Source organism: Paraglaciecola mesophila, from assembly GCF_009906955.1.
GTDB classification, from domain to species: domain Bacteria; phylum Pseudomonadota; class Gammaproteobacteria; order Enterobacterales; family Alteromonadaceae; genus Paraglaciecola; species Paraglaciecola mesophila_A.
This window is the reverse complement of record NZ_CP047656.1, coordinates 1,144,142-1,160,867: the sequence shown is the minus strand read 5'-3', so window position 1 is coordinate 1,160,867 and position 16,726 is coordinate 1,144,142. Positions and strand designations below refer to the sequence as shown.

The window sequence follows — 16,726 nt, the reverse complement described above, 5'->3', positions numbered from 1 at the left end:
AGTGGAGTGAATAATGGCATTAATTGATTGCCCATCGTGCAATAAAAAAGTCTCTGATAAAGCCGAAGAATGTAACCATTGTGGGTTTGCTTTAGGCCACGCAAGTGAAGAGGATATTGCTCGTAAACGCAATTTACAGAAATATTTGAAGTCACAAAAAATTCAAACCCAATCAATGATAGCCATGCTTATGTTTGTATCAGGGTTTGGCTTTATGTATTGGGGCGGGGCTGTTCCAGGTGAATTGCAATACAATATTGCTGTGGGCGTGGCGGTCATTGGCTTTGTTTGGTACATCGTTAATCGTGTGCGTCTCGTTTTTGTCAAGAAGTCTAATTAATGAACCCAGAAATGTTACTTAAATCGATGACCCCAGAGGTTTATCAAAAATTATTGCAAGCGGTTGAAACGGGTAAATGGTTGGATGGCAACCGATTAACTGAAGCACAGCGCGAAACAACCATGCAAGCTGTGATGTTATATCAAGCGAAAGTGCTGAAATCTGATCAGCATATGACGGTCGGTGCAAGCGGTGAAATAGTGCAAAAAAGTCGCCAGCAATTCAAGCAAGAGCTCAATGACATAAACACCATAGCGCGGTTTACCGAAAATGATATTTAAAAAACTGTTTCGCCCTAAGCACCAAGATCCTAAACCGGCGGTGCGTATTGCTGCGATTGATTCTTTGTCTGGTGAGGAGCCAGAACAAAAGTCGATTTTACATGAACTGGCTTTTAATGACGAAGATGTAAACGTTAGTTTAGCTGCCTTGAGCAAACTAAACAGTTTCGTACTTTGGTATAAAATGTCTGAAATTGCCAAAAGCGAACGCGTCTTAAAGCGTGCTCAGCAAATGGTTGAAAGTACCTTATTTGGCGATGATGAAAGTATGTTGAGCCAACAACAAAAGCGTGAGTTTGCATATGAATGCAAAAACAATAAGTTATTAGAGCGCTTGATTAAACAGCCTTGGGTGCAACAAGAGCCGAAATTAGTGCTGCATATTTTGTCTGTGTTGAACAAGCCGCAATTAGCATTACCTATATTATTAGCGAGCCAAGATAATGATTTGCAACAGGCTCTGCTGGTATACGCTGATAGTCCAGCAAGCTTGCAAAAAATCATTAAAAAGGCCACTGGTGAGCAAATTAAGTCTTTAGCAAAAGACAAACTTGAGCAAATAGAATTTGCCAAAGCACAGCCTGTTGCCGTAGAAAAGAGCACTCGCCTTGTGTTATCGCGTTTGTTGGCCCTTAGAGAACAGCGCGATTATGCTAAATTACTGGACACACGCAGTAAATTAAACGAAGAATATGCCCAATATTCAGCGCAATTTGATTGTCTTTCAGCCGATAAACGCGACGAGTTTATAACAAAATTTGATGAGCTTAGTAGCAAGTTAGACATTTTAGACGCAGAGCTGGCACCACTATACCAAGCAGAGCAAAAGAAACGTCACATAGCAGACGCTGTACAACATGCTACAGCCGATACCCAAGCCATGCAGGTTTGGTTGTCTGATATGCTTGCTGGGGATATTTCTAGTATTACCCTGGCACAAACAGAGCAAGCGCAAACAGAGATTCAAAACCGCACTGGCCGAATTGAAAACTTAATGCGGGACGCTGATTCAGTGGGTATGGCAGCACAAAAGGCAGAATTTAACTCGCTGCTTGTTACATTGCAAAAGCGCCAACATACCTTCAATCACCTACCCGCATTTCAAGACTCGCTGAAACAAGCCGACGCCTTAATCACGGAATTTGCAAAAATGGCAGTCCCTGAGCAAGCGATTGACGTGCAACACGCGCAAAATATGCTCAAAGAAAAGCAAGGTCAATGGCGTAAATTAAGGGAGTCGTATCAGGACAGCTGGCCCAAAGCACTAGATCAACAATTTGGAGCTTTGCAGAAAACGTGGCAAAGCGCTATTAAGTCTCTGACTGTTGGCATCTCAAAAGAGGTCAGTCGTATTCGCAGCAAAGCCAAAGCCATCGATGTACTTATTGAGCAAGGTAAGTACAAAGCGGCGATAGGGTTGTTTGCTAAGGTGAGTAAATGGTTTGATGCCTTGCCCGAGCAAGAGAAAAAGCGTAACGAACGTACGTATGAGCAGATTAGTAGCAAAGTTGAAGAGTTGAAGTCGTTGCAAGCCTATATTGCTATGCCACGAAAACCCGCCTTAATTAAAGAGGCGCAAACGTTAGTAGAAGCAAACCTGTCAGTGTCACTTCGCGCAGAACGCGTCAAAGAGTTACGCCGACGTTGGAATAGCTTAGGGGTGTTAAACACCCCTGAGGATGATGCATTAAATGGTGACTTTGACACATTGATCGAACAAGCGTTTGCACCTTGTCGGCAGCATTTCGAAAAGCAACAAGCTCAACGAGAGAGCAACCTAGTGCAAAAACAAGCGTTAATCGTTGAGATTACTGACTTAGCAGAGCAAAATTTAGACGAAAGTGAGCTGAGTAAAGTGGTTCAACAGCTACAACAAAAATGGCAAAAAATTGGCGATGTAGATTTCACTGTTAAAACCGAAATTAACGATGCATACCGCAAAGTATTGGCCCCTTTTAAGAAGAAAATTGAGGCGTATTTCAATGAAAACGCTGCCCAAAAGCAGGCATTGATTACTCAAGCGCAATCGTTAAGCTCAGTAGAGGATGTCGCGCAAGCTATTGACCAGGCCAAGGTGTTACAGGATAAATGGAAGCAAGTAGGGCAGGTACAACGTAAGTCTGAAAACCTGCTGTGGAATCAGTTTCGTGAAGCTAACGATGTTGTGTTTGCGAAACGCAAAGCACACAATCAACAGCAGAAGCAAGCCAATGATGCCCATGTTTCTGCCGTTAATGGGTTAATGGCAAATATGCAGCAGTCAATCAATGCTGCACAGAGCATCAGTGAACTGGATGAAACACGCGCTGCTGAAGCTGAGTTAGAAGCACAATTATCAGCGTTACCTAAAGGACTAAGCTCTGGCTTGTATCGACGCTTAACTGGTTTGAGTGAGGAACGTCAAGCAAAACGCGCTAGCTTAGAGTTACAAGCGAAGACACAAAGTTTTAGCAAGGTGTTTGACGTGTTGAAACGCTGGGAAACGCCCGCTTTACCTGAAGAAATAGAAAGCTTACCTAGCCAATGGCAGCAATCGTTTAAGGCGCTGGTGCAGCATGACGTGCCGCGTCTTAATTTAACATTGATGCTAGAGATCGTAAGCGATATTCCATCTCCTCAGACAGACGACTCATTACGCAAAGAAATACAGTTGCAATTGATGGCTGATAAACTGCAACAAGGCGTTGAGTATGATAAGACGTCCTTGTTAAAACGTTGGATACAACATGGTCCTGTTGCTCAGCAAGAGCAGGTATTATTAACCCGTGCCCAACGATGCTTTGCGTAACTTAGCTTTTTTAAGGTTTTACATCCGTTTTGCCTAGCTAGGGCGAAACGGATGGCATTAACCAACATATAGTGAAATAAATTGAATACTTCGAATACAACCGCTTCCAGCATTCGTTTGAACAAGTTCATCAGTGATTCTGGTTTTTGCTCTCGCAGAGAAGCAGATAAATTAATTGACAGCAACCGGGTGACTATCAATGGTGCTATTCCCGAATTAGGCACTAAGGTGTTGCCAGGTGATGAAGTACGTGTGGATGGTAACTTGGTTAAAGCAAGTGCTGAAAATAAGTCAGACAGAGTCTACTTGGCTTATCACAAACCGGTAGGGATCACCTGCACCACAGAGCGCCATGTTAAGGGTAATATTATTGATGCGATTGGCCATCGGGAGCGTATTTTTCCTATTGGGCGCTTAGACAAACCCTCTGAAGGGTTGATCTTTTTGACCAGCGATGGGGACATAGTCAATAAAATTCTGCGTGCTGAAAACGCCCATGACAAAGAATACATAGTGACGGTGGATAGGCCAATTACAGAGCGCTTTATACAGGCTATGGCCGCTGGTGTGCCCATACTCGACACTGTCACCAAACCCTGTACGGTAACTATGCAAAGTAAGTTCGTATTTCGAATTATCTTAACGCAAGGTTTAAATCGTCAAATTCGCCGTATGTGTGAGTATTTAGGCTATGGCGTGACTAAGCTAAAGCGCAGTCGCATCATGTCCATTCGTTTGGCAGGGTTGAAGGTAGGACAGTGGCGCAATTTAACGCCAGACGAAATGCAGGAAATCAACAGGGCAGTGGCCGGCTCGACGAAAACCGCCGACGGAGCTAACCACAAAGCAGATACAAGCGTATCAGATACGCGCACAAGTCATATTGCAAAACGAAGTGGTAATCGTGGGTTGAAGTCAGGTAAAGGACCAGCGCGAAGCCAAGTGAGAAATCATGCTACGTCAGCTAAACCTCGCTCCCAGAAAAAATAATAAATACCCATAGAAAAAGACGAGAGTCGTTATGCTCTCGTCTTTTTATTTTAACTAAATCATTCACTATTTTTCAGATGTGTGAGTCCCTAAATAATAGAAGCTCTTCACAGCATTAGAGCTGATACGTGTATTTCAACAGAGATAACACGATCACCGAATAACAAATTGAAATTGGCAGGCCAAATTTCACAAAATGTTTAAATTTATAATTGCTTGCACTAAATACCAGCAAATTTGTTTGATAACCGTAAGGTGAGATAAAGCTTGCGCTTGCGGCAAATGCGACAGCTAAGGCAAAGGGCATTAATGGCACACCTAAACTCTCTACTAGGCCATAAGCAAAGGGGAACATTAATGCTGCCGCGGCATTATTTGTAACAACTTCAGTTAATAGCAAGGTAGTAAGGTAGATAATGACAAGCGCGATAAATGGGCTTGAGCTTGTCATATAAGGCTCCAGAACCTTAGTGAGTAATGTGATGACACCAGCGCCTTCAAGCGCACTAGCGAGACTTAGCGCGCCGACAATGACGATGATAAGTTCTAAGGGCAAGTGTCGTTTAACTTCGTTCATAGAAGTAACATGGGTTGCCACTAACACCGCTAGGAAAAAGAGTAATCCAGTGGCCAGTGGAACAACGTTCGCCGCAGCTAGCGCAATCGTCATAATAAAGCCACCAAGGGTTATCCACTCTTGTTTATTAAGTAACTTTTTAGCGACCTTTTTCTCAGATAATATAAAGAAGTTCTTAGTTAAATTCTGACGCTGAACAAAGTCAGGGCCAGTGGCCAGTAACAAAAAGTCACCAGATTGAAGTTTTATCTCCCCCAGTTTACCGGACAGTGTTTCCCCATCCCGGCGAATGGCTACAACCGCAGCATCAAATAAGGCCCTAAATCCGACGCTTTTAAGGGTTTTACCAATAATCTGAGCGCGGTTTGAAATAATCACTTCTGTGAGGTTTTCACGTAGTAATCCATTAGATTCAGCAAATAGAGCCAAACCTCTAATGTGGCTTAGGTTATCCACTTTTTGGATATCACCAGAGAAAATCAATTTGTCGTTTTGTTGTATGACTAGGCCTGGGTTAACTGGGCTAATGAGTTGACCGTTACGAACCACTTCGACCAAGAATAAATCCGGTAGGTTTCGCAAGTGATTTTGTTCAACGCTCTTACCGATTAACTCAGAGTCCACTTCTACTTTGGCTTCGATAAAATAACTGTTGTATTGGCGATTTTTATTTTCGATTGAAGGCAACATAGGGCTGAGCAAAAACATCAACAAGCCACAACTGAGCCCAGCGATTAGGCCATATAGGGTGAAATCCCAAAAGTTAAAGCCAGCGTGACCATGTTCACGCATAAAACTATCCACAATCAGGTTTGTTGAGGTACCAATCAAGGTTACCGTACCACCTAAAATGGCTGCGTAAGAAAGCGGGATCAGCAACCGCGAAGCGGGATGGTATTGGTTTTGTTTTGTCGGGCCAATTAGGCTAGCAACCACAGCAGTATTGTTTAAAAAAGCGGAAGAAACAAAAGTAAGCCCAAATAAGCGCCAATAGCTGTGCTTGAAGTTTGCCACTATCAAAGTTCGACCAAGACGTTTTACCAACGAGGTCTTATCGACGGCGGTGCTGACAATAAGTAAGAGCACCAAGGTAATTAAACCTTGGTTAGTGAAATTAGTTGCTATGTTCGAAAGAGAAAGTTGTTGACTCAATAAGAGAGCGAGCAATGTACCTGCAAAAATAGAAGAAGGGCGCTTATTCGTCAGAATAAGCGCCGCTAATGTACCGGTAAAAATTGCTAGTACCAGAAACTGGTTTATGTCCATATAGTATCGACGTTGCGCCTACAGCTTAGTGATATCGGTAGCATTCCAGTGAGGGAAGTGCTTTCTGACTAGCGCGTTAAACTCAAGTTCAAATTCCGAAAATTCGGCTTTTGTGCTTGATTCTTGTGTTGTGTCTATCACCATACCGGCACCTACTGTGCTATTAGTGAGACGGTCGATGATAATGAACGCACCGGTTTCACGGTTCTTAGTATATGGATCACATGCAACAGATTGGGTTAGTTTAATTTTACCCACACCAATTTCATTTAGATTGAGGCGTACCGCTTCTTTATGCTCCATAGTGTTAACGTCTATCTGATAATCGATATTCGTTACACTTCCAGGAACAAACTTAGTGGCGAATTTGAAACCATACTGCTTGTTCGGCATTAAAGGGTTTTCGTCCATCCAGACTAAATTAACTTCATAGGCGCTACTTTGCAGAGGTAAGTTGTCTGACTTAACAATCATATCACCACGTGAAATATCAATTTCATCTTCAAGCGTAATTGTGGTTGTTAGCGGCGTATGTGCCACTTCTTGCTCACCTTCGAATCCGACAATAGAGCGCACGGTAGATTGTTTGCCTGAGGGAAGGGCAGTGATCTTATCGCCTTTCTTGATTTGGCCGGACACCACAGTACCCGCAAAACCGCGGAAGTTAAGGTTAGGGCGGTTAACATACTGCACAGGAAAACGGAAATCATCGACGTTGGCATCACTGCCGATTTCGATATTTTCCAAGGTTTTCATCAAAGTACTCCCTTCAAACCAAGGAGTATTTTCGCTTTTATTAACAACGTTATCACCATCAAGGGCAGAGATAGGGACGAACTGAATATCTGGGATATCGAGTTGCTTAGAAAAGACCAAGTAATCTTTTTTGATGTTCTCGTATACTTCTTCGCTATATTCCATCAAATCCATTTTGTTTATCGCCACAATGACATGTTTGATGCCGAGTAATGATACTAAAAATGAATGTCGACGAGTTTGGGTCTTAACACCAGCGCGGGCGTCAACTAATATGATCGCAAGGTCGCACGTTGAAGCGCCTGTTACCATGTTACGAGTATATTGCTCGTGTCCAGGGGTGTCAGCAATGATAAATTTGCGTTTATCAGTTGAGAAGTAGCGGTAGGCTACATCTATCGTGATCCCTTGCTCACGCTCTGAGGCAAGGCCATCGACCAATAAAGCTAAATCTACTTTGTCGCCAGTGGTACCAGACTTTTTACTGTCTTTAGTTATGGCTGCAAGTTGATCTTCATAAATCATTTTCGAGTCGTGTAATAAACGACCAATTAAGGTACTTTTACCGTCATCTACGCTACCGCAGGTTAAAAAACGCAGCATGTCTTTCTTTTCATGCTGCTCAAGGTACGCAAGGATGTCAGATTGTAATAACGCATTTTCACTATTCATGATCAGCAACTCACAAGAAAATAAGGGTTTAAAACGGATTCTTTTTGATTGTAACTAAGAGGTTTAGCGTGTTCGTCGAACACATTGGTGGCACTTTCAATAATCGTAACTTTACCACCTGCAGCTCGAACCACTGCGTCAGCTGCACCTGTGTCCCATTCGGACGTGGGGCCTAAACGCGGGTACAAATGTGCTGCACCTTCAGCAACCAAACATAACTTTAATGAACTGCCCATGGCTACAAGCTCAGGCTCACCGCCAAGTTTGGCAAGTAGCGCTTGAATGTCAGGGCTTTGATGGGACCGGCTACCTACTACGCGCCATTCTTCATCTTCGCTCTTTATTTTAGGGCTAATGGCTGTGCGATTGTCGCCTTCAAGCTTATAAGCACCTTGGCCCAACACACCCACATAGGTTTGTTTTAAAACGGGGGCGAACACCACACCAAAAACGGGTTCACCCTTATCGATCAACGCGATGTTAACCGTAAACTCGCCGTTCTTTTTAATAAACTCTTTTGTGCCATCAAGAGGGTCTACTAACCAGTATTTATCCCACGTTTGTCGCTCTGACCAAGGAATGTTGGCAGACTCTTCGGACAAAATAGGTAAATCTGATATGGCTTGCAAGCCGTTTACAATACAATTATGTGCAGCTAAATCGGCTTCAGTCAGTGGACTTTCATCGGACTTTTCATACACGGCGAAATCGCGCTGATAGATCTCCATTATGGCTTCACCGGCTTGGTGAGCTATCTGCGTTACTTTGTCAATTAATGTGCTATCTAGCATTAGTCAATCAATCCTTTTTGCTTTAATTGAGTGAAAAGCTGCTCAGCAGATTCCTGCGCACTTTGGCCACTAAAATTGAGGGTAATCTCTGGCGACTCAGGTGCTTCGTAAGGGGAGCTTATACCTGTAAAATCGGTGATTTCTCCAGCACGTGCTTTTTGATATAAACCTTTGGGATCGCGCTTTTCGCACTCCTCTAAAGGGGTATCGACAAACACTTCAACAAACTCACTTTCTTGTAACAGACCGCGGCAGTAGTCACGCTCGCCTTTAAACGGCGAGATAAATGCAGTGATTACAATCAGACCTGAATCAACGAAGAGCTTAGCTAATTCACTGATGCGACGAATATTTTCAACGCGGTCTTTATCGCTAAAGGTTAAATCACCGTTAAGCCCATGACGTACGTTATCGCCGTCGAGCAAATAGGTGTGTTTACCATTATCCGCTAATTTTTTTTCCAATAAATTCGCGATAGTTGATTTACCAGAGCCGCTTAACCCTGTTAGCCATACCACACAAGGTTTTTGCCCTTTGGCCTGAGCGCGGCGCTGCTTGTCGACTTCATGTTGATGCCAAACAATGTTGCTTTCCATTAGAAGTAACCTTCCATCTTTTTCTTTTCCATAGAACCAGATGAATCGTTATCAATAACCCGGCCTTGACGTTCAGACGTTTTCGTCAGTAGCATTTCTTGAATTACTTCAGGTAAGGTATTGGCTGTTGACTCGACGGCACCTGTCAGTGGGTAACAACCTAATGTTCTAAAACGCACGGAGCGCATTTCTGGGGTTTCCCCTTCCTCTAACGGCATGCGATCGTCATCTACCATAATCAATAATCCATCCCGCTCTACAACGGGGCGTGGTTTAGCGAGATACAATGAAGGAATTTCAATGTTTTCCATGTAGATGTATTGCCAAATATCCAACTCAGTCCAGTTAGACATAGGGAATACACGTATACTTTCGCCTTTGTTGATTTGTGAATTATAAATATTCCATAATTCAGGGCGCTGATTTTTTGGATCCCAACGATGGTTCTCATCACGGAAAGAGTAAACGCGCTCTTTGGCTCGAGATTTCTCTTCGTCACGCCTTGCACCACCAAAGGCCGCATCAAACTTATATTTATTTAGTGCCTGCTTAAGACCCACAGTCTTCATAATATCAGTGTGCTTAGCACTACCATGTACGAAGGGGTTTATATTCATATCGACGCCTTCTTGGTTGATATGAACTAACAAATCTAGGTCGTGTTTCTTTGCCATTTCATCACGAAAGGCAATCATCTCATGGAATTTCCACGTGGTATCAACATGAAGCAAAGGGAAGGGAATTTTACCAGGGGCAAACGCTTTCCGAGCTAGATGTAACAATACCGAGGAGTCTTTACCTACTGAGTAAAGCATCACAGGGTTATCAAATTCAGCTGCCACTTCACGAAAAATGTGAATACTTTCCGCTTCTAGCTGTTTCAAATGTGTAACGTTTGGAATCGACGAAGTCATAGAGTTTCTCGTGCTAGGTTAATGGATATACTAAAATCTTATATGCATAGAACAATATCACGAAAATAACACGTCATGATATATTTTTTAAAAATATATCATGACAAAGTGACAGTAGTTTGAATAAAGAGCGGAAGTGGAGTGTTAAGTTAGCGCTTGGAGTCTTTCTTTAGCCCAAAGCTGTGAACGTTGAAACATCGCAAATGCATCATCAAAATTGACGTCTAGATTTTCACATAATCTGTTCACATCGCTCCACTGGCCATTTTCGAAAAACTCACTCAACATGAGGTATTGTGCTTGTTCCCCTTGACGTAACACTATGCTGTCTTTTATTGCTTGAGATATAGGGAGCTTTTCCATTAGCTCAGCTATGTCAGCATCGAGCATAGCGTCAAGTAAAGACAGTAGTCCGACAAGAAACGCAGACGCTATACCGTCACGCTGATTAGAGTATTCAGTCAATAGTTCACAATAATGCGCCCTAGACAATGACATAACAGTTAATTCAGCCGGTTTGCCTTCGCTAAACTGGGCGGTAAACAACAGAGACACAAATCGTCTCAATTCATTTTGGCCTAATACGACTATGGCTTGCTTGATGGTTTCAATTTGTTTTGTGCGTTTGAATATGGGGGATTGGGCATAGCGTAAGAGTTTAAATGAAAGACTCACGTCAGACTCAAACGCCTGAGAAATCAGCCTAATATTTGGCTCTTCCTGTGCCATTTCCGCCATTAATTTGGCAATCGACATCTGAGACGGGGTTAACGCGGTATTTTTAATTAATTCAGGCTTGCTAAAAAAATAGCCTTGAAAGTAGCAACAGCCGTACTCCAGCGCTTGTAAGTACTCCTGATGGGTTTCAATTTTCTCAGCCAGTAATTTGATTTTAGGAAAGGGTTTAATCGCTTCTATAATCTGTAAAATTTGCTGATGCGAGGTCTCTTGATAATCAATTTTAATGATGTCGATATAAGGGTAAAAATGCAACCAAACACCTTGATGAATATAATCATCTAAGGCAATGATATAGCCTTTCTTCTTAAGTTCGATACAGGCATTTAACAGCTTTTTACCCGGTTTAACTGTCTCTAATATTTCGACGACAATTTGCTCTTTAGGGAGCATCAAAGGGTAGCCATCAAGTAGTGAATTGTGGGTAAAATTAATAAAGGCGAGAGTATTTGGTAGTAAACTGTCTAACCCCAAGTTAAATTGCAGACTTGCCACCATTTTTGCTGTGGCTTCATCTTCATTAATATTGGGGAAAGTATTTTCTAAACTATCGCGGAACAACAACTCATAGGCAAACAGTGATTTATCTGCATGTAATATGGGTTGTCTAGCAGCATAAAAATTCATGTTAATTCCCTATTTAAACATCAAGATGCGTTTCCGCTGCTCGAAGCTGAGACATTTAATTTGTCTTGTACTTTCTCAAATGTAGTAAGAATAGCGTTGTCAGTTTGTTTCGACATCAGACTAAGTACCACTATGGTTAAGCTAGACAATATAAAGCCCGGCACAATTTCGTATAGCCAAGCACTAAGGCTTTGGCCGTTTATGGTAAAAGGTAAATAAATCCATAGTAACACTGTAACCGCTCCCACTAACATGCCACTTATGGCTGAGAGCAGCGTCATGCGTTTCCAAAATAAGCTGAATAAAATCAAAGGCCCAAATGCGGCACCGAAGCCCGCCCATGCATTACTCACTAAAGATAAAATACTGCTGTTTCTATCGTAGGCAAGTAAAATAGCAACCAAGGCAACAATCACTACTGATATGCGCCCCACAATGATCAATTCATGTTGACTGGCATCACGTCTGAAAAAGGCTTGATAGAAGTCGCTGGTTAATGAGCTCGAGGTCACCAGCAATTGGGAGGAAATTGTACTCATAATGGCAGCTAAAATAGCTGCTAAAAGAAAGCCTCCAACTAGCGGGTGGAAGAGCAGTTGTGATAGGTAGATAAAGATAGTTTCAGGATCATCCATTTGCAAGCCATGCTGGGTAACATAAGCAAGACCTAATAGGCCTGTTGCCAGCGCTCCGGTAATGGCCACTACCATCCAAGTAATGCCAATTCTGCGTGCAGTTTTAATGTCACTTACGCTGCGAATTGCCATAAAGCGCACAATAATGTGGGGTTGGCCAAAATAGCCAAAACCCCAGGAAAGCATGGAAATAATAGCGATAGTCGATATCATTTGACCGTTTGAAGCGCTAACGAACATATCAAGGTACTGACCGTCCAAAGTCGTTAACGAATTCGTCACACCTTGCCAACCGTCAAGGTCGATTAACACGACAACAGGTACCAGAACTAGGGCAATAAACATAATGCACCCTTGCACGAAGTCAGTGATACTGACAGCCATAAATCCACCAAACAAGGTATAAGCTACGACGACTCCCGCGGTGATATACAAGCCCAACTCATAGTTTAAACCAAATGACGTCTCGAACAGTTTACCGCCGGCCACAACGCCAGATGAGGTGTATAAAGTAAAAAACAACACGATAACGATAGAAGAGACAATACGTAATACATGGCTCTTGTCATTAAAGCGGTTTTCGAAATAATCTGGTATGGTGATAGCGTTGTTTGCCACTTCTGTATATACCCGTAATCGAGGTGCAACGAGAATATAATTAAAGTAAGCACCTATGACTAAGCCGATTGCAATCCACGCACTGGTAAGGCCGGTCAAATACATTGCACCGGGCAGTCCCATCAACATCCAACCGCTCATATCGGATGCACCTGCCGACAAGGCGGTTACTTTCGGACTCAAGTTCCGACCACCTAGCATGTAACCTTCAACGTCTGTGTTCGCTTGTTTAAATGAATACAATCCAATCGCGAGCATCGCAAGAAAGTACAAACCTAAAGAAATAAAAGTGGCTGATTCCATGTTGTCCTTCAAATATACTGCTGGTTAATTATTTTTGTGTACGCTGTAGCAAATTAGCGCCTATTTTATTGCTCCATGCTACCAAGCAACCTAGGAATACACTAGTGCCTGAATGTTATAAAACCCAGGTTAACGCCTTTTATCAGCTGGAACTGAACGATTTATATGCAATTTTGTGTTTACGTCAGGATGTTTTTATTAATGAGCAACAAAGTATTTACAAAGATATAGATAATTTTGATCAATCTAGTCTGCATGTATGCATATATTGTGAAGCCGAATTAGTCGCATATGCTCGCGTGCGAGAAGCAAAAGTACGTGCGCTTGCTAAAATAGAGCGAGTGGTTTGTACAACGTCGCATCGAGGAAAAGGGCTTGGTGTAACGTTAATCAGAGAATGCCTTGAGCTAATCAAGCATAAGTACTCTGGCGTTGATGTTATGTTGTCAGCGCAAACGGTTGCTAGTGAGTTTTATCAGCAGTTTGGCTTTCGGTGCCAGGGCTTGCCTTACGATGATGGGGGGATAGAGCACATAGATATGCATTTAGTTAAATAGTGTATAACGAGACTAAATAGTGTGTAACGAGACGTGCAAACTCACTTGTGATGGCGTCAACCCCCAAAAGGAGCTAAAGCTGCTTTGGGGGTATTACAAATGTGACAGTGAAAGAAACGAGTGTGATCTAAGCAGAAAAGGTTATACGCTTAGCCAGCCTATCTTTGGTTTGCTCTACGTCATGCACGTTTTCACTGACAATCACTAAACTGGTGTTCTTTAACTCCACCGCTTCAGCAGTAAGATAGCCATCACTGGCTTTATCATTTGCTTTGTAACCTTCTTGATGAGGAATGACAAATACGGTTACTTTGCCATTTTCACCTTGCATCACCATGTGCAAACTTTTTACACCTTGGTAGACGCAATGATTAGCGTAATATATTTGGCCAACTTCATCATCTATATGGCCACCATACTGGGCGAGCTTGGCGTTAACCTGTTGTAACGAAAAGTTCTCATTGGCTTCAAGCGCGTGTGGACCTTCATGATAAACATGGGCTATAGACTGCGCTGACACATCAATATAACTTTGCTGCTGCCACAGGGTAAAACTGACGCCCACTACAAAGGCTAATGATGCCGCCAGCGCTAAATGTACGCGTGCACGTTTTTTGTCATGCTGATGGGTTTGCATGGTTTGGCGCAAAATAAGTTTGTTTGCTAAGTCATCAGGCACATCAATTTTCATTGCGCTCTTTAAACTTGCATCAATTCTTTTCTGTTCAGCCCAAAATTCTTGCTTTGCAGGATCCTTTGCTGCCGCTTCTTTGACTCGTTCGTCATTGCAATTCGGATCAGCATAAATGGTTCTGCGAAACTCTAAATCATCCATTTTTCCGTTCTCGATTGTCATTTGATTTCTCTAGTGCCTCTTTAATTTGGCTTCGTGCCCGAAATAAACGGGTCATTACTGTATTCTTGTTTAAGTCTAATTGAGCGGCAATTTCCTCACCACTGTAGCCAAACATGATTTGCAACATGAGTGGCTCTCTGTACTCTTCACTGAGCGATGCCATGATTTCACGCAATTCACGATGTTCAATCTCGACCTCATGGGTTAATTGATCGTCTGAAATAGACACATCATCGATATCCACCAGGTCAAATTGCTTACGCTCAAAACGACGGGCATTTTCCCGTCGCAGGATAGTAATCAACCAAGATTTGGCTGCTTTCTCATCCTTTAGTGAATCCAGTGATTTCCAGGCACGTAAAAATGTCTCTTGGACTATGTCTTCAGCGACCGCTTTATCTTTAACCAGCCAATACGCATAGCGGAAAATATCACCATGTAATGCTTGGACTAGGGTTTCATATCTTTTTTGTTTATCTAGCATGTCACTAGAGACCGAGGCTTTTTTAAATTGCTTTCGCAAATTCATTATTTAATTCCGCCTTTATTATTTATTCTTATTATTCGTCAAAGGAACGCATTGTGCAATTCGTCCTTTGTTGCATTTAATGGCGAACGCTAACGCAAGTAGATGTTTATCTACTTGCGTTTATAGTGTGAAATACCGTTTGCACGTTAGTAAAGGGGAGGGAGCTCACCTTTTGATTGGTTACCAGGGATGTCTTGCCGAAGAGAGTTCAATGTCGATATCAGTTCATCACGCTGCCATTGGTTACTCTGCTGACTGAATTTAGCCCCATATAATGCATTTACTGCCGCGTTTAATGATTCATTGTGTAAACATTGCTGTATAGCGCTCAAAGATTTATTTGTACTACCCAGTAGCGTATTCAACCAGATGGTTAATGTTTCAATGATGGCATTACTGTCTTGCTTCTCAATTGCCTTTTGAAGTAGCTTCCATGCTTGCTTCTCAGTGGTGTTTTTCGTCATGGCGGGTGTATTTCGCTTTTGTGCTCCTGCCGAGATCCTTAGGTTTTTCATTTCAACGCGACGATTAACATGTAATACCCAACCCGATAGGGTCAAAAGCCACAATGTGAGTAATATCCAGCTGCTTGTGGACCACCAATTCTCTTTGTATGTCACTACCGTGCTGTCAGTTTTGGCATTAGTGGGAGGATGGGAAACTGTTGCTGGCTCCTCAGTATCGGTTTCAATGGTCTCAGACAAAGGCGGTGCCCCCGTTGGAGCATTGCCTGTGGCCGCCTTAACTCTTATTGTACGCTTAGGTAAAACGGCGTATTCAACTTGTTCAGTGACAATGTTAAACCAAGGAACTTTCACTTCATCAATGGTGAACTCTCCTGCTTGACTGGGGATGATGGCGATTGTTTCTGTACGCTGGGCGATTAACGTTTCATCTTTTTCAATGGTTGTGGTGTTAGGCTGGTTGGGATATACCTTTACCCCTGACGGGTATTGACTGTTAATTGCGGGCAGTTGCGCTTCATCTACCCCTACAGCTGTCAGCGTCAGCGTGCGAGTGATTGGTTCGCCCACAGTAAAATCGCCCGAATCTGGTTGCCACTCTTCATGTAACTCTACATATTCACTGGGTAACCATGTGCCTGTATAATTATCTGGGATTGGCTTTACGCTGATTTCTTGCGGTGGGCCAACACGATTAATTGTTTTGCTCCGGCTGAAAAAACCGAAACTTTGTTGTCTGTCTTGAACGACTTCGCCTTCAAAAACCGGTCCTTGGATGGTAAATGTTCCACTTTTTTGCGGAATTACGGAAAATGTACGCTCAATCACGCGATAGCGTTTTCCATCGACAATGTCGTTATACTCTGCGTCTTTTCCAATTTGGCGAATTTCACCATCAGTCAGTGTCGGGGTTGAAAGGCTGCCTCGCTGAAGATCCCGTGCAAGGTACAGTTTCGCCGTGTAACGAATTTGCTGTTGCAGGTACGTTTCGTTGGTGTCAACTGATGTGGTGACATAGACGTCCCGCCCTTCGGTACTTTGACGGGCAGAAACAGGCAGCACCATCATATTAATAGGATCAGAGCTTTTCCCTTCAATGGTAAAAGCCGGTATGACAAAGCGCCCAGGTTTACGGGGAATAAGGGTTGTAGTCCAAATTGTGGTGCGCGTTGTGTCGAAATTTATCATCTGCGTCTGCGAACTAACCGAGGTTCTGCCGACAATAAAATCTGCGTTTAACGGCGTCGCGTCAAATGCATCGCGAGAGGCGGTGCCCGAAGCGACAACGCTCAAGGTGATTGATTCATCGGCAAGTACTGGGTTTTTATCAACCGTGGCAGACAGCTCATCAATTTGTGCAAAAGCCATTGAAGATAATGCCCACAACAATAAGCATAAACGGGTGAAATAACGGATGAATAACTGCAT

The 16,726-nt window shown here is 42.9% G+C and carries 15 protein-coding genes; 5 read left to right on the top strand and 10 right to left on the bottom strand.

Features of this window, described 5'->3' with window-relative positions; all coding sequences use genetic code 11:
- Window positions 1-13 precede the first annotated feature (13 nt).
- The 4 genes from FX988_RS04900 (at window position 14) to rluF (ending at window position 4,399) form a co-directional block, all read left to right on the top strand.
- The gene (locus FX988_RS04900; RefSeq protein ID WP_160178592.1) at window positions 14-340 is read left to right on the top strand and encodes a zinc ribbon domain-containing protein; all 327 of its coding nucleotides are present in this window, start codon (window positions 14-16) and stop codon (window positions 338-340) included.
- Window positions 340-621 (top strand): YeaC family protein, encoded by a 282-nt coding sequence (locus FX988_RS04895; RefSeq protein WP_160178591.1) that lies wholly within the window; start codon window positions 340-342, stop codon window positions 619-621. The genes FX988_RS04900 and FX988_RS04895 overlap by 1 nt, the downstream gene beginning before the upstream one ends.
- A complete protein-coding gene (locus tag FX988_RS04890) occupies window positions 611-3,409 on the top strand; it encodes a DUF349 domain-containing protein (protein WP_160178590.1) in 2,799 nt (932 codons plus the stop codon). The genes FX988_RS04895 and FX988_RS04890 overlap by 11 nt, the downstream gene beginning before the upstream one ends.
- Before the next feature lie 81 nt (window positions 3,410-3,490).
- On the top strand, window positions 3,491-4,399 hold the full coding sequence (rluF, locus tag FX988_RS04885) for a 23S rRNA pseudouridine(2604) synthase RluF (RefSeq protein ID WP_160178589.1): 909 nt from the start codon (window positions 3,491-3,493) through the stop codon (window positions 4,397-4,399).
- 115 nt (window positions 4,400-4,514) lie between these two features.
- Here the strand turns inward: rluF and FX988_RS04880 are convergent, their stop codons facing one another.
- The 7 genes from FX988_RS04880 to putP all read right to left on the bottom strand — a co-directional run bounded on the left by FX988_RS04880 (window position 4,515) and on the right by putP (window position 12,892).
- Window positions 4,515-6,242 carry an SLC13 family permease gene (locus tag FX988_RS04880; protein ID WP_160178588.1) on the bottom strand — a complete coding sequence of 576 codons (1,728 nt, stop codon included), beginning with the start codon at window positions 6,240-6,242 and terminating at the stop codon, window positions 4,515-4,517.
- 18 nt (window positions 6,243-6,260) lie between these two features.
- Window positions 6,261-7,670, bottom strand: coding sequence for a sulfate adenylyltransferase subunit CysN (gene cysN / locus FX988_RS04875; RefSeq protein WP_160178587.1), 1,410 nt, complete (start codon window positions 7,668-7,670; stop codon window positions 6,261-6,263).
- A 2-nt stretch (window positions 7,671-7,672) separates the two neighbouring features.
- Complete coding sequence (cysQ, locus tag FX988_RS04870; RefSeq protein ID WP_160178586.1) at window positions 7,673-8,461, bottom strand: 3'(2'),5'-bisphosphate nucleotidase CysQ; 789 nt, start codon at window positions 8,459-8,461, stop codon at window positions 7,673-7,675.
- Window positions 8,461-9,057 (bottom strand): adenylyl-sulfate kinase, encoded by a 597-nt coding sequence (gene cysC / locus FX988_RS04865; RefSeq protein WP_160178585.1) that lies wholly within the window; start codon window positions 9,055-9,057, stop codon window positions 8,461-8,463. Before cysC ends, cysQ begins: the two co-directional genes overlap by 1 nt.
- Window positions 9,057-9,971: a sulfate adenylyltransferase subunit CysD gene (gene cysD / locus FX988_RS04860; RefSeq protein WP_160178584.1), complete on the bottom strand. Its 915-nt coding sequence runs from the start codon at window positions 9,969-9,971 to the stop codon at window positions 9,057-9,059. The genes cysC and cysD overlap by 1 nt, the downstream gene beginning before the upstream one ends.
- A gap of 144 nt (window positions 9,972-10,115) precedes the next feature.
- Window positions 10,116-11,336 (bottom strand): EAL and HDOD domain-containing protein, encoded by a 1,221-nt coding sequence (locus FX988_RS04855; protein ID WP_160178583.1) that lies wholly within the window; start codon window positions 11,334-11,336, stop codon window positions 10,116-10,118.
- 20 nt (window positions 11,337-11,356) lie between these two features.
- The gene (gene putP / locus FX988_RS04850) at window positions 11,357-12,892 is read right to left on the bottom strand and encodes a sodium/proline symporter PutP (RefSeq protein WP_160178582.1); all 1,536 of its coding nucleotides are present in this window, start codon (window positions 12,890-12,892) and stop codon (window positions 11,357-11,359) included.
- Between the two features lie 104 nt (window positions 12,893-12,996).
- Between putP and FX988_RS04845 the strand changes: the two genes are divergently transcribed.
- On the top strand, window positions 12,997-13,449 hold the full coding sequence (locus FX988_RS04845; RefSeq protein WP_160178581.1) for a GNAT family N-acetyltransferase: 453 nt from the start codon (window positions 12,997-12,999) through the stop codon (window positions 13,447-13,449).
- 127 nt (window positions 13,450-13,576) lie between these two features.
- Here the strand turns inward: FX988_RS04845 and FX988_RS04840 are convergent, their stop codons facing one another.
- From FX988_RS04840 to FX988_RS04830, 3 genes are all read right to left on the bottom strand, one after another.
- Complete coding sequence (locus FX988_RS04840) at window positions 13,577-14,284, bottom strand: DUF3379 domain-containing protein (protein ID WP_160182100.1); 708 nt, start codon at window positions 14,282-14,284, stop codon at window positions 13,577-13,579.
- Window positions 14,277-14,834, bottom strand: a complete 558-nt coding sequence (locus tag FX988_RS04835) for a sigma-70 family RNA polymerase sigma factor (RefSeq protein WP_007983982.1) — start codon at window positions 14,832-14,834, stop codon at window positions 14,277-14,279. The genes FX988_RS04840 and FX988_RS04835 overlap by 8 nt, the downstream gene beginning before the upstream one ends.
- A gap of 146 nt (window positions 14,835-14,980) precedes the next feature.
- On the bottom strand, window positions 14,981-16,726 hold the full coding sequence (locus FX988_RS04830) for a BatD family protein (RefSeq protein ID WP_160178580.1): 1,746 nt from the start codon (window positions 16,724-16,726) through the stop codon (window positions 14,981-14,983).